Raw genomic sequence first — 13,364 nt, 5'->3', positions numbered from 1 at the left:
AGTCATGCAAGTTAAGCGATTTTTCGCCGCCGATATGCGTCAAGCCATGAAACTGGTTCGCGATGAGCTGGGCGCTGAAGCGGCCATCATCGGTAACCGGCGGATTGCCGGTGGCGTAGAGCTGACTGCTGCTTTGGATTACAAGCTGTCTGCCCTGGCCCCGCGCGTACCGAACATGGAGCTTGAAGATGAACTGCGCAAAACCCAGTCGCGCATCGTCTCCGCTCAGGCTGAATTGAACAATCGCAGCGACAGTGATACCTCGGTCAACCTTCAGCTGTTTTCCGGCAAGACCGGCAGCGCTGCCGACACGCACATTGAACCGACGCTCGAAGAGCCGCCACGCCCGTTTGCCTACGCGCCGGCACCTGCCGCAGAGCCTGCTGGCGGCCAGCGCGCCTTTGACTCGATGCGTTCGGAACTGAATGGCCTGCGCGAGCTGCTGGAAGTCCAGCTCGGCTCCCTGGCCTGGAATCAGCTGCAGGGCAGCCGCCCGCAGCAGGCCAACCTGTGGCGCCGTCTGCAACGTGTCGGTCTGTCCGGCCCGTTGTCCCGCGATCTGCTGTCGATGATTCCGGATATCGACGAGCCCCGTCAGGCCTGGCGCATGTTGCTGGCGCACCTGGCGCGGATGATCGCAGTGCCTGACGTCGAGCCACTGGAAGAGGGCGGTGTGATTGCCATGGTCGGCCCGGCTGGCATGGGCAAGACCACCACGCTGGCCAAGCTCGCCGCACGCTACGTGCTCAAGTACGGCCCGCAGAACATCGCGCTGGTCAGCATGGACAGTTTTCGTATCGGTGCTCAGGAGCAGCTCAAGACCTTGGGCCGCATCCTCAACGTGCCGGTCACTCATATCGATCCTGGCCAGTCGCTGGTTCAGGCGTTGGAGCCACTGCTGCGCAAGCGTGTGGTGCTGATTGACACCGCCGGGCTGCAAGCCAGCGATCCGGCGTTGCGCATGCAACTGGAAAGTCTCGCTGGTCGTGGCATCAAGTCGCGTAACTATCTGGTGCTGGCCACTACCAGCCAGAAGCAGGTCCTGACGGCGGCCTATCACAGTTACAAACGTTGCGGTCTGGCGGGGTGCATTTTGACCAAGCTCGATGAAACAGCCAGCCTCGGCGAAGTCCTGAGCCTGGCAATCAGTCACGAATTGCCAGTGGCCTACCTCACGGACGGCCCACGTATTCCTGATGATCTGCACATTCCACGGCGTCATCAGTTGGTCAGTCGTGCCGTGAGTGTGCAGATGCATGATGAGCCTAGCGAGGAAGCGATGGCTGATATGTTTGCTGACCTCTATCACACCCCTGGCAAGAGAGTGGGTTAAGTGATGGATAGTATTGGAATGTCCCTGCATCAAAGGTCTGCCAGGCATTGTTCATTTGTGAATGTGCGGTTCTCTGTGTGGTTTCGGTCTACGCAAGACAAGGTAAAGAAATAACATGGGCAGCATGCATCCCGTACAGGTGATCGCGGTGACCGGCGGCAAAGGTGGCGTCGGTAAGACTAACGTGTCAGTGAACCTCTCACTGGCCCTCGCCGAGCTTGGCCGGCGCGTCATGCTGCTGGATGCCGATCTTGGTCTGGCCAATGTCGACGTTCTGCTCGGGCTGACACCCAAGCGCACGCTTGCCGATGTGATCGAGGGTCGCTGCGAATTGCGCGACGTTCTGTTGCAGGGCCCGGGTGGCGTTCGCATCGTGCCTGCCGCTTCCGGCACGCAGAGCATGGTGCATCTGTCCCCGGCCCAGCATGCCGGTCTGATCCAGGCGTTCAGCGAGATTGGCGACAACCTCGATGTGCTGGTGATCGACACGGCGGCCGGCATCGGTGAATCCGTGGTGAGCTTTGTGCGCGCTGCTCAGGAAGTCCTGCTGGTGGTGTGCGACGAGCCCACGTCGATCACCGATGCCTACGCCCTGATCAAGCTGCTCAATCGCGACTACGGGATGAACCGCTTCCGGGTGCTGGCCAACATGGCCCAGAGCCCGCAGGAAGGGCGCAACCTGTTCGCCAAGCTGACCAAGGTCACCGACCGTTTTCTTGACGTTGCCCTGCAGTATGTGGGCGCCGTGCCGTACGACGAATGCGTGCGCAAGGCCGTGCAGAAACAGCGTGCCGTCTATGAAGCATTCCCGCGTTCCAAATGTGCACTGGCGTTCAAGGCCATTGCCCAGAAGGTTGATACCTGGCCGTTGCCAGCCAACCCGCGGGGTCACCTCGAGTTCTTCGTCGAGCGACTCGTCCACCAGACCAGTGCGGGGCCTGTGCAATGACTGCGAGCGGCTATCAGATGTACAGCAAGAGTTCTCGTAATTCGCAATACGAGTTGATCGAGCGGTATGCGCCGCTGGTCAAGCGTATCGCCTACCACCTGCTGGCGCGTTTGCCGGCCAGCGTGCAGGTGGAAGATCTGATTCAGGCCGGCATGATCGGTCTGCTTGAGGTCTCCACCAAATACGATTCCACCAAGGGTGCGAGTTTCGAGACCTACGCAGGCATTCGCATTCGTGGCGCGATGCTCGACGAAGTGCGCAAGGGTGACTGGGCGCCACGCTCGGTCCACCGCAATACACGCATGGTAAGTGACGCAATTCGCGCAATTGAAGCTAAAACCGGACGTGACGCTAAAGATCACGAGGTTGCGGCCGAACTCCAGTTGAGTCTTGATGATTATTACGGGATTTTGAATGATACCTTGGGCAGCCGCCTTTTCAGTTTCGACGACCTGCTGCAGGACGGCGATCATGAAGGGCTGCACGAGGATGGCGCGAGCGGTTCGCTCGAGCCGTCGCGCGACCTGGAAGACGAGCGCTTCCAGGCCGCGTTGGCCGATGCAATTGCCAATTTGCCGGAGCGTGAGCGTCTGGTGTTGGCGCTGTACTACGACGAAGAGCTGAACCTCAAGGAAATCGGAGAGGTTCTGGGTGTCAGCGAATCGCGAGTCAGTCAGTTACACAGCCAGTGCGCAGCTCGTTTGCGAGGGCGTTTGGGGGAGTGGCGAGCGCGTTGACGGCAGTGCGCGGCATTTGTCGCGCGTTGTCTGCATGCCGGCTGTGCAAAGCGTTACGTGGTAACAGGAAAGACGAGGCAAAGGCCTGTCGGGCAGTGTCTCGATGGGCTTTAGTCGCAGTCTCGATTGTCGTTGTGCCAAGCCCGTCGCCGTTTCGTATAGCTGGGAGTGTGCTGTGCCAGTATTGAGTGAACAGCGTGTTCAGGTGCTGAACGCGTTAAAGACTGCTTGGAGGTCGAATTGGACAAGAACATGAAAATCCTCATCGTTGATGACTTCTCAACGATGCGGCGGATCATCAAGAACCTGTTGCGCGATCTGGGGTTTACCAACACGTCGGAAGCGGACGATGGTCTGACCGCATTGCCGATGCTGCAGAGCGGTGCTTTTGACTTTCTGGTGACGGACTGGAACATGCCTGGCATGTCCGGTATCGACCTGCTGCGTCAGGTGCGTGCGGATGAACGGCTGAAGAGCCTTCCCGTGCTGATGGTCACTGCCGAAGCCAAGCGTGAGCAGATCATCGAAGCTGCTCAGGCCGGGGTGAACGGTTATGTAGTCAAGCCATTCACGGCTCAAGCGCTGAAAGAGAAGATCGAAAAGATCTTTGAACGCGTCAATAGCTGATGCATGCCGTGAGGGCGCTATGGATAACACTGATTCGATGGCCGACTTTGAGTCGACCCTAAAAAGACACGCGCAGGAACTCGTCACCAGCCTTGAAAAAGGCCGTTTCGGCGAAGCTGTGCAGCTGATCCATGAGCTCAACCAGACACGCGACCGCGGCCTTTATCAGGAAGTGGGCAAGCTGACTCGTGAGTTGCACAGTGCAATCGTCAATTTCCAGATCGATCCGCACATGCCTCAGGCCGAAGAGGTGTCGCAGATCACTGACGCCACCGAGCGCCTGTCGTATGTTGTACGGCTGACCGAGAATGCGGCCAACCGCACCATGGACCTGGTCGAGGAAAGCACGCCGCTCATGAACGGTCTGAGTACCGACGCCAAGGCGTTGAGCGAAGATTGGGGGCGTTTCATGCGCCGTGAAATCGGTGCCGAAGAATTTCGCGAACTCGCCAAGCGGGTCGATGGTTTTCTGACGCGTACCGAGAAGGAAACCCACGAAGTTTCCACCCACCTCAACGACATTCTGCTGGCCCAGGATTACCAGGACCTCACCGGTCAGGTCATCAAGCGTGTTACGCAACTGGTCACCGAAGTAGAAGGCAATTTGCTCAAACTGGTGCTCATGGCCAGTCATGTCGATCGCTTCGCTGGCATCGAACATGACGAAGAATCCATCCTTGCTGAAAAAGATCCTAAAAAACATCTCGCCAAGGGTGAAGGTCCGCAGATTCATGCCGATAAACGTGAAGACGTCGTATCCGGACAGGATGATGTAGACGATCTGCTATCGAGCCTCGGCTTCTAAGGTCTGTTGACGGTTAATTTTAGGGAGCACCCCATGAGCTTCGGCGCCGATGAAGAAATCCTTCAGGATTTTCTGGTAGAGGCCGGCGAAATTCTGGAGCAGTTGTCAGAGCAATTGGTCGAGCTGGAAAGCCGACCGGATGATGCTGATCTGCTCAATGCAATTTTTCGCGGTTTTCACACTGTAAAAGGGGGCGCCGGCTTCCTCCAGCTCCATGAGCTGGTGGAGTGCTGCCATATCGCCGAAAACGTGTTCGACATCCTGCGCAAGGGTGAGCGACGCGTTGATTCCGAACTGATGGATGTGGTCCTGGAAGCTCTGGACGCCGTCAACAGCATGTTTGGTCAGGTACGTGAACGGACTGACGTAACGCCCGCTACACCGGAACTGCTGGCCGCGCTGGCGCGTCTGGCCGAGCCACAATCTGCGGATGCGCCTGTGGCTGCGGAACCAGAACCTGTCGTCGAGGCTCCTGCCCCGGCGGTAGCGCAGGCTGCAGGCGGTGATGACATCACCGATGATGAATTCGAACAACTGCTGGACTCGCTGCATGGCAGTAGTCCGGTGTCGGCCGCGCCAGCCGCTGCACCAGCTCCTGCGGCCAGTGCAGCGTCGGGCGACGAGATCACCGATCAGGAATTCGAATCCCTGCTCGATCAGTTGCACGGCAAGGGCAAATTTGCGGCCGACGTTGTCGCACCTGCCCAGGCACCAGCTGCGCAGAGCAGCAAAGCCGCGTCCGGCAATGATGAAATCACTGACGATGAGTTCGAAGCCTTGCTTGATCAATTGCATGGCAAGGGTTCGTTTGACGGCGCCGTAGCGGCGCCGGTTGCTGCTGCTCCGGTTGCGGCGGTTGCCAAGGCACCTGCGGCCTCCACCGCGGCTGCATCGGACGAAATCACCGATCACGAATTTGAAAGCCTGCTTGACGAGTTGCATGGCAAGGGTAAATTCGAGCCTCAGGCGGTTGTTGCCAAAGCGCCTGCTGCTGCGGCCGCTCCGGCGCCTGCTGCCAAGCCTGCACCGGCACCTGCTGCGAAAGCCGAGCCGGCCAGAGCGGCTCCAGCACCGGCCCCGGCGCGCGCTGCGGCTGCTCCGGCTGAAAAACCGGTAGCCACCGAAGCTGAAACCACTGTTCGCGTTGATACCGCCCGCCTGGACGAGATCATGAACATGGTGGGTGAACTGGTACTGGTGCGTAACCGGCTGGTTCGCCTGGGGCTCAACAGCGCTGACGAAGCCATGTCCAAGGCGGTGTCCAACCTTGATGTGGTGACCGCAGATCTGCAGACGGCGGTGATGAAGACCCGCATGCAGCCGATCAAGAAAGTATTCGGCCGCTTCCCGCGTCTGGTTCGCGACCTGGCTCGCCAGCTCAAGAAAGAGATCAACCTGGAACTGGTCGGCGAAGAAACCGACCTCGACAAAAACCTCGTAGAGGCGCTTGCCGACCCGCTGGTCCACTTGGTGCGCAACGCGGTCGATCATGGTATCGAAACGCCGGAAGAGCGCGAAGCCACGGGCAAGTCCCGCGGTGGCCGCGTTATTCTCTCGGCCGAGCAGGAAGGCGACCACATCCTGCTGTCGATTTCCGATGACGGCAAGGGCATGGACCCGAACGTCTTGCGCTCCATCGCCGTCAAGCGTGGCGTGATGGACAAGGATGCCGCCGACCGGTTGAGCGACACCGATTGCTACAACCTGATCTTCGCACCGGGCTTCTCGACCAAGACCGAGATTTCCGATGTGTCGGGCCGTGGTGTGGGCATGGACGTGGTGAAAACCAAGATTTCCCAGCTCAACGGTTCGATCAACATCTACTCGACCAAAGGTCAGGGTTCGAAAATCGTCATCAAGGTCCCGCTGACCCTGGCGATCATGCCGACCCTGATGGTAATGCTGGGCAACCAGGCGTTTGCCTTCCCGCTGGTCAACGTCAACGAAATCTTCCACCTGAACCTGTCGACCACCAACGTCGTCGATGGCCAGGAAGTCGTCATCGTGCGTGACAAGGCTCTGCCGCTGTTCTACCTCAAGCGCTGGCTGGTCAGTTCGGCCGCTCATGAAGAGCAGCGTGAAGGGCACGTCGTGATTCTTACTGTTGGCACCCAGCGCATCGGCTTTGTCGTCGATCAACTGGTCGGTCAGGAAGAAGTGGTCATCAAACCGCTGGGCAAGATGTTGCAGGGTACGCCGGGCATGTCGGGCGCCACCATTACCGGTGACGGTCGCATTGCGCTGATTCTCGATGTACCCAGCATGCTCAAGCGTTACGCCGCACGGCGTATCTGAACCCGGCGTTGCGGGCGGCCTGGCTGCCTGCAACGCCTATTGGAGTGTTTATGGCAGTCAAGGTCCTGGTGGTGGATGATTCCGGTTTCTTCCGCCGCCGTGTCACGGAAATTCTTTCTTCGGACCCCAACATTGTTGTTGTCGGCACCGCTACCAATGGCAAGGAAGCAATTGAGCAGGCGCTGGCGCTCAAGCCTGACGTCATTACCATGGACTACGAAATGCCGATGATGGATGGCATTACGGCAGTTCGTCACATCATGCAACGTATCCCCACCCCGGTCTTGATGTTCTCGTCGCTGACGCACGAAGGTGCGCGCGTGACGCTGGATGCGCTGGACGCCGGTGCCGTGGATTTCCTGCCCAAGAATTTCGAAGATATCTCGCGCAACCCGCAGAAAGTCAAACAACTGCTGTGCGAGAAGATCAACAGCATTTCCCGCAGTAATCGCCGTTCCAGCGGGTTGGGGGCGACGAGCGCTGCGCCGGCCGCTGCTGCCCCGGCTCCGTCCAGTCGTGCGCCAGCCCCTGCGACGCCTGCGCGGACTGTACCGCCGCGCGCCGCCGTGCCTGCTGCTGCCGCGCCAGCCCATGGTCATGCTCATCATGCCCCCGCGCACCCGACGACGACCGGTACCGCCAAGCGCAAGGCCTACAAACTGGTCGCCATCGGCACCTCGACGGGCGGCCCGGTTGCCTTGCAGCGGGTACTGACCCAGTTGCCTGCCAATTTTCCGGCACCGCTGGTGCTGATTCAGCACATGCCTGCGGCGTTCACCAAAGCGTTCGCCGAGCGTCTCGACAAACTCTGCAAGATCAGTGTGAAAGAGGCTGAGGACGGTGATATTTTGCGACCCGGTCTGGCGCTGCTGGCACCTGGCGGCAAGCAGATGATGGTCGACGGTCGCGGGACGGTGAAAATTCTGCCCGGCGACGAGCGCTTGAACTACAAGCCGTGTGTGGATATTACCTTCGGTTCCGCCGCCAAATCCTACGGCGACAAAGTGTTGTCTGTGGTGCTGACCGGCATGGGCGCAGACGGTCGCGAGGGCGCGCGTCTGCTCAAGCAGGCTGGCAGCACCGTTTGGGCGCAGGATGAAGCGAGCTGCGTGATCTATGGCATGCCGATGGCGATCGTCAAGGCGGAGCTCGCGGATGCGATCTACAGCCTGGATGACATCGGTCGGCACCTGGTCGAGGCCTGTCTCTGATGGATGTGCTGAGTCTTATCGGCCTGATTCTGGCGTTTGTCGCGATCATCGGCGGTAACTTTCTCGAAGGCGGGCACCTTGGCGCCTTGATTAACGGCCCGGCTGCATTGATCGTGATAGGCGGTACGCTCGGGGCCTCGCTGCTGCAGTCACCGATGAGTGCATTCATGCGCGCCCTGAAAATCGTCGGCTGGATTATCTTCCCGCCGCGCATCGACCTGCCTGGCGGGGTGGATCGGGTCATTGGCTGGAGCATGACGGCCCGCAAGGAAGGCCTGCTTGGTCTAGAGACCGTGGCCGATGCCGAGCCCGACGGTTATGCCCGTAAAGGCCTGCAATTGCTGGTCGATGGCGCCGAACCAGCGGCCATTCGCAGCATTCTCGAAGTGGATTTCATCACTCAGGAAACCCGCGATATTCAGGCGGCCAAAGTGTTCGAAAGCATGGGCGGCTATGCACCGACCGTGGGCATCATCGGTGCGGTGATGGGCCTGATTCACGTCATGGGCAATCTGGCTGATCCCAGTCAGCTGGGCAGCGGCATCGCGGTGGCATTTGTCGCGACCATCTATGGGGTGGCCATCGCCAACCTGATTCTGCTGCCGGTGGCCAACAAGCTCAAAGCCATCGCCCATCGTCAGTCGCGCTATCGCGAAATGCTTCTGGAAGGCCTGCTGTCCATTGCCGAGGGTGAAAACCCGCGCTCCATCGAACTCAAGCTGCAAGGCTTCATGGAGTAAGCGCAAATGGCACGCCGTCGTCAGCCCGAAGAACACGAGAATCACGAGCGCTGGCTGGTGTCCTACGCCGACTTCATTACCCTGCTGTTCGCCTTCTTTGTGGTGATGTACTCGATTTCCTCGATCAACGAAGGCAAGTACAAGATCCTCTCTCAGGCGCTGGTCGGCGTGTTCAACGACACCGAGCGGAGCATGAAGCCGATCCCGATCGGCGAGCAGCGCCCGGTCTCGGTCAAACCTGCCGAGCCGTTGCTCAAGGACAGCGAGCAGACCGACGCCGGCATCGGCCAGGCTTCAGATGACCCTTTGCAGACCATTGCCCAGGACGTGCGCGATGCCTTCGGGGATTTGCTCAAGTCTGACCAGATGACCGTGCGTGGCAACGAATTGTGGGTCGAGATCGAGCTCAACTCCAGCATGCTGTTCGGCAGCGGCGATGCAATGCCCAGTGACAAGGCGTTTTCGATCATCGAGAAGGTGTCCGGGATCGTCAAACGCTTCGACAACCCCATCCATGTGGAAGGTTTCACTGACGACCAGCCGATCAACACGTCGCAATTCCCGACCAACTGGGACCTGTCGTCGGCGCGCTCTGCCAGTATTGTGCGCATGCTGGCCATGGATGGCGTCAATCCGGCGCGTCTCGCCTCAGTCGGCTATGGCGAGTTTCAGCCGATTGCTCCCAATACCACGGCCGCCGGGCGCGCCAAGAACCGCCGCGTGGTGCTGGTGATCTCGCGAAATCTGGACGTGCGCCGCAGTCTGACCAGCGCCGGGACGGCCAATGTTCAGCCTGACGCCGCGTTGAAGCGGGCTGGCACACAAACTGCACCGGTGCCAGCAAAGCCGCCGGTACGCGCGAACGCCGTCAATTCTCCGTCACCCGCCCTCCAATAATCGTATCGGTATGCGCTTCGCTGTACGAAAGGAAAACATTCAATGAGAGTCTGGGCAGTAGCCAACCAGAAAGGTGGAGTCGGAAAGACCACCACGACCATTGCCCTGGCCGGTTTACTGGCCGATGCGGGCAAGCGCGTGGTCGTTGTCGATCTCGACCCTCACGGCTCCATGACCAGCTATTTCGGGCACAACCCCGACGAACTGGAACACAGTGCCTTTGATCTGTTTCTGCACAAGGGCGCGGTGCCTGAAGGTTTGCCCGGTCAGTTACTGCTGCCGGCCAGTGACCAGCGCATCTCGCTGATCCCGTCGAGCACCGCGCTGGCTACGCTTGAGCGTCAATCGCCTGGCCAGAGCGGGCTGGGGCTGGTGATCGCCAAGAGTCTTGCCCAGTTATGGCAGGATTTTGACTATGCCTTGATCGACAGCCCGCCGTTGCTGGGCGTGCTGATGGTCAATGCGCTGGCGGCAAGCCAGCAACTGGCGATTCCGGTGCAGACCGAGTTTCTCGCGGTAAAAGGCCTGGAGCGTATGGTCAATACCCTGGCCATGATCAACCGCTCGCGCAAGGTACCGTTGCCTTACACCATCGTGCCAACTCTGTTCGACCGTCGTACTCAAGCGTCGATGGGCACCCTGAAACTGTTGCGTGACAGTTTTCCCGAACATGTCTGGCAGGCTTATGTGCCGGTCGACACGCGCTTGCGTGACGCCAGCCGACTGGGGCTGACCCCGTCGCAGAATGACAGCAAGAGCCGTGGCGTGATCGCTTACCGGGCGTTGCTCAAGCACATGCTGGCCGAGCAGCTCAATGCTCAGGTGGCCTGACGTGAACGCCCACTCTTTCTGCACAGTTCGCTCAAGTGATCCCTCAATGCGGCCGATAACTCTATCAGGCTGCACATGCTTCATTTTTTGTTGGGTCCCGGTATGAACCGCCCTGTAGAAGTTGCAACACGACCCAAGCTGGCTTTGCAGTCTTATCTGGATGCATTGCTGTACGACGCTACGGAAGAGCTCGAAGAGCCCTCCGCCAGCATCGATGAATTTCAGGCCGCCGTGCTCGAAGAGCAGGCGTTCGACGCGCGGATGCAGGCGCAGCTCAAACCGGTGGCGGTTGCCGTCAAGGCAGCGACACCGGTTGCAGTGCCAGCGCCTGTGGTTGAAGTCGCTCCGGTGATTGTTGCCGAAGCGGTGCCGGTCGAGGCATTAGAAGTTGAAACGGCGGAACCGACTGTGGGTCTGGTCGAGCCTGTCGCGGAGTTGAGCACACGGGTGACTCAGCGGACTCCCACGCCACCGCCGACCAGCGATGGTCGTCCGGCGTGGGCTGCAGAGCCGTTCGAATGCCTGCTGTTCGATGTGGCTGGCCTGACGCTGGCGGTGCCGCTGGTGTGCCTGGGCTCGATTTACCCGCTGGCGGGGCAGGAGCTGACGCCGCTGTTCGGCCAGCCGGACTGGTTTCTCGGGATTCTGCCCAGCCAGGCAGGTAATTTGAAAGTACTGGATACCGCGCGCTGGATCATGCCGGATCGCTATCGCGATGATTTTCGCCAGGGATTGCAGTACGTGATCTCGGTGCAGGGATACGAGTGGGGGCTGGCGGTGCATCATGTGAGTCGCTCGTTGCGTCTTGATCCGAACGAGATCAAATGGCGCACGCAGCGCGGCCAGCGCCCATGGTTGGCGGGCACGGTGATCGAACACATGTGCGCGTTGCTGGACGTTGCAGAGTTGGCCGAGCTGATAGCCAGTGGCGCGGTCAAGCAGTTGAACAAGTCGAAATAATCATGGGTCGGCGCCAAAGGCGCTGCCCGCAAAGAACACACGTGAGGGGTTGGGGTTATGAATAAGTCGTCTGCGCAAGGTTCCGAAGATCCGATCCTGCAATGGGTTACATTCCGTCTGGACAACGAGTCCTATGGCATCAATGTAATGCAGGTGCAGGAAGTGCTGCGCTACACCGAAATTGCCCCGGTGCCAGGTGCGCCAAGCTATGTCCTCGGGATCATCAACCTGCGCGGTAACGTCGTGACCGTGATCGACACCCGTCAGCGTTTCGGTCTGGATCCGGTTGAAGTCAGTGACAACACGCGTATCGTGATCATCGAAGCCGACAAACAAGTGGTCGGTATTCTGGTCGACAGCGTGGCGGAAGTGGTTTACTTGCGTCAGTCCGAAGTCGAAACCGCACCGAACGTGGGTAACGACGAATCGGCCAAGTTCATTCAGGGCGTCTGCAACAAGAACGGCGAACTGTTGATCCTGGTCGAGCTGGACAAAATGATGTCTGAAGAAGAGTGGTCCGAACTGGAGAGCATCTGATTGATCGTTGAGGTAGCTGTCGTCTTTCTGGGCATTCTCTGGGTTGTCACCCTGTTTTTGTTCCTGGCCCATACGAAGCGTCAGCGCAAGCTCGACGCAGCGCGTGACGAGGCGGCTGCCTTGCGTGATCAACGAATCAAGGAGTTGGCCAGGCGTCTGGACAACTACCAGAACGGCACGGTCCGCATGGGTGAGGCGTTGCACGAACTGCGTGCCACGGTCGCGCCGCTGCCTGACAAACTGACGGCACTGGAACAGCGCGATCCCTCCACGCTGTCCTTTGCCCAAGCCGCGCGCCTCGTTGGCATGGGCGCCAGCATCGACGAACTGACCCAATCCTGCGGCCTGACCCAGGCTGAAGCGCAACTGATGACCAAACTGCACGGCAACACGCCGAGCTAGTTCGTCGTCCTGCACAGCCAGCCAGTGACCATCGTGCCGGCGTTCTGCGTCGGTACGCCGTTCTGGACGCTCCGTCTCCGTCCTTCAACTATCCTGCGACGCTCCGCGTCGTCATGCCGTCTCGTGACGCTCTGCGTCACCGCTGTGCTGCAGCACTTTGTCATGCCTTGCTCATAAATAAGCGCTTTTCTACCGCGATGGCACTGACGACGCAGGGTGCGACGTAAGTGACGGCTGAGTCCTGGCGCTGATCCGGGGCTAGCCTGGCAGGACGCCAGGCTAGCCGCACCGGGCCATGGATGGCCCGTTGCGGCGACCCCCGGATCAGTGACAGGGCGAAGGAACCCGACGAAGTCGGGCCGGAAACGGAGCCGGGATTTTGCTTACTTTGATCCTTCAAAGTCAGTCGCCGAGGGGCGAAAAGGTGCCTTGAGTCGAAAATAGATATCACTGAAATCGCAGAACCGCCGTGCAAAGTCAGCGTGCCGTCTTACTGCTCGTCCAGCGCAAATTCCGTCAGGCAGAACGTGGGGATCTGCAGGTCGTGCAGGCGTTTCGAGCCGCCCAGTTCCGGCAGGTCGATGATCGCAGCAGCCTCGTGAACCCTGGCGCCCATGCGGCGGATCAGGTTGGCAGCCGCAATCAGCGTGCCACCTGTGGCGATCAGGTCATCGAACATCACCACCGAATCGCCGTCGCACAGGCTGTCTGCATGAACCTCCAGATAGGCTTCACCGTACTCGGTCTGATAACCCTCGGACAGCACGTCAGCCGGCAGTTTGCCCTGTTTGCGGAACAGCACCAACGGCTTGTTCAACTGGTAAGCGACCACTGAACCAATCAGAAAACCACGTGCGTCCATGACGCCAATGTGGCTGAAATCGGCTTCGATATAGCGCTGCACGAAGGCGTCGATCACCTGACGCGTGGCCTTGGGCGACTGGAACAGCGGAGTGATGTCGCGAAACACGACACCCGGCTTGGGGAAGTCTACGACCGGGCGTATCAGGGCTTTGAAAGTCGATTGATCGAAGGTCATC

The 13,364-nt window shown here is 59.6% G+C and carries 14 protein-coding genes; 13 read left to right on the top strand and 1 reads right to left on the bottom strand.

Translation table 11 applies throughout. The annotated features are described in order from the left end of the window. The first annotated feature begins 4 nt into the window (after positions 1 to 4). The 13 genes from flhF to BLT55_RS12755 all read left to right on the top strand — a co-directional run bounded on the left by flhF (position 5) and on the right by BLT55_RS12755 (position 12,324). Complete coding sequence (gene flhF, locus BLT55_RS12815) at positions 5 to 1,333, top strand: flagellar biosynthesis GTPase FlhF (RefSeq protein WP_054999002.1); 1,329 nt, start codon at positions 5 to 7, stop codon at positions 1,331 to 1,333. A 115-nt stretch (positions 1,334 to 1,448) separates the two neighbouring features. Beyond that, positions 1,449 to 2,282: a flagellar synthesis regulator FleN gene (fleN, locus tag BLT55_RS12810; RefSeq protein WP_003412391.1), complete on the top strand. Its 834-nt coding sequence runs from the start codon at positions 1,449 to 1,451 to the stop codon at positions 2,280 to 2,282. Further along, on the top strand, positions 2,279 to 3,019 hold the full coding sequence (gene fliA / locus BLT55_RS12805; protein ID WP_007252107.1) for an RNA polymerase sigma factor FliA: 741 nt from the start codon (positions 2,279 to 2,281) through the stop codon (positions 3,017 to 3,019). The genes fleN and fliA overlap by 4 nt, the downstream gene beginning before the upstream one ends. Positions 3,020 to 3,271: 252 nt before the next feature. Then, positions 3,272 to 3,646, top strand: a complete 375-nt coding sequence (locus tag BLT55_RS12800) for a chemotaxis response regulator CheY (protein WP_162234937.1) — start codon at positions 3,272 to 3,274, stop codon at positions 3,644 to 3,646. A 19-nt stretch (positions 3,647 to 3,665) separates the two neighbouring features. After that, positions 3,666 to 4,451: a protein phosphatase CheZ gene (locus BLT55_RS12795; protein ID WP_007252109.1), complete on the top strand. Its 786-nt coding sequence runs from the start codon at positions 3,666 to 3,668 to the stop codon at positions 4,449 to 4,451. Positions 4,452 to 4,484: 33 nt separating this feature from the next. Then, complete coding sequence (locus BLT55_RS12790) at positions 4,485 to 6,746, top strand: chemotaxis protein CheA (RefSeq protein ID WP_054999003.1); 2,262 nt, start codon at positions 4,485 to 4,487, stop codon at positions 6,744 to 6,746. A gap of 50 nt (positions 6,747 to 6,796) precedes the next feature. Beyond that, on the top strand, positions 6,797 to 7,957 hold the full coding sequence (locus BLT55_RS12785; protein ID WP_054999004.1) for a protein-glutamate methylesterase/protein-glutamine glutaminase: 1,161 nt from the start codon (positions 6,797 to 6,799) through the stop codon (positions 7,955 to 7,957). Next, positions 7,957 to 8,697, top strand: a complete 741-nt coding sequence (locus BLT55_RS12780) for a flagellar motor protein (protein ID WP_007252112.1) — start codon at positions 7,957 to 7,959, stop codon at positions 8,695 to 8,697. Before BLT55_RS12785 ends, BLT55_RS12780 begins: the two co-directional genes overlap by 1 nt. Positions 8,698 to 8,703: 6 nt before the next feature. After that, on the top strand, positions 8,704 to 9,594 hold the full coding sequence (motD, locus tag BLT55_RS12775) for a flagellar motor protein MotD (protein ID WP_054999005.1): 891 nt from the start codon (positions 8,704 to 8,706) through the stop codon (positions 9,592 to 9,594). 42 nt (positions 9,595 to 9,636) lie between these two features. After that, a complete protein-coding gene (locus BLT55_RS12770; protein WP_054999006.1) occupies positions 9,637 to 10,425 on the top strand; it encodes a ParA family protein in 789 nt (262 codons plus the stop codon). A 75-nt stretch (positions 10,426 to 10,500) separates the two neighbouring features. Beyond that, positions 10,501 to 11,385 (top strand): CheW domain-containing protein, encoded by an 885-nt coding sequence (locus BLT55_RS12765; RefSeq protein WP_054999007.1) that lies wholly within the window; start codon positions 10,501 to 10,503, stop codon positions 11,383 to 11,385. 57 nt (positions 11,386 to 11,442) lie between these two features. Then, complete coding sequence (locus tag BLT55_RS12760; protein ID WP_007252116.1) at positions 11,443 to 11,922, top strand: chemotaxis protein CheW; 480 nt, start codon at positions 11,443 to 11,445, stop codon at positions 11,920 to 11,922. Next, entirely contained in the window at positions 11,923 to 12,324 is a 402-nt protein-coding gene (locus BLT55_RS12755) for a DUF2802 domain-containing protein (protein ID WP_007252117.1), read from the top strand. Between the two features lie 490 nt (positions 12,325 to 12,814). On the opposite strand, the gene BLT55_RS12740 is transcribed toward BLT55_RS12755, so the two are convergent. Then, positions 12,815 to 13,363 carry an adenine phosphoribosyltransferase gene (locus tag BLT55_RS12740; protein WP_054085670.1) on the bottom strand — a complete coding sequence of 183 codons (549 nt, stop codon included), beginning with the start codon at positions 13,361 to 13,363 and terminating at the stop codon, positions 12,815 to 12,817. Position 13,364: the final 1 nt, after the last annotated feature.

Origin of the sequence: Pseudomonas cannabina, from assembly GCF_900100365.1 — a bacterium.
Lineage (GTDB): Bacteria > Pseudomonadota > Gammaproteobacteria > Pseudomonadales > Pseudomonadaceae > Aquipseudomonas > Aquipseudomonas cannabina.
Note: the sequence above shows the minus strand (reverse complement) of the source record. Positions and strands in the feature narration are given on the sequence as shown.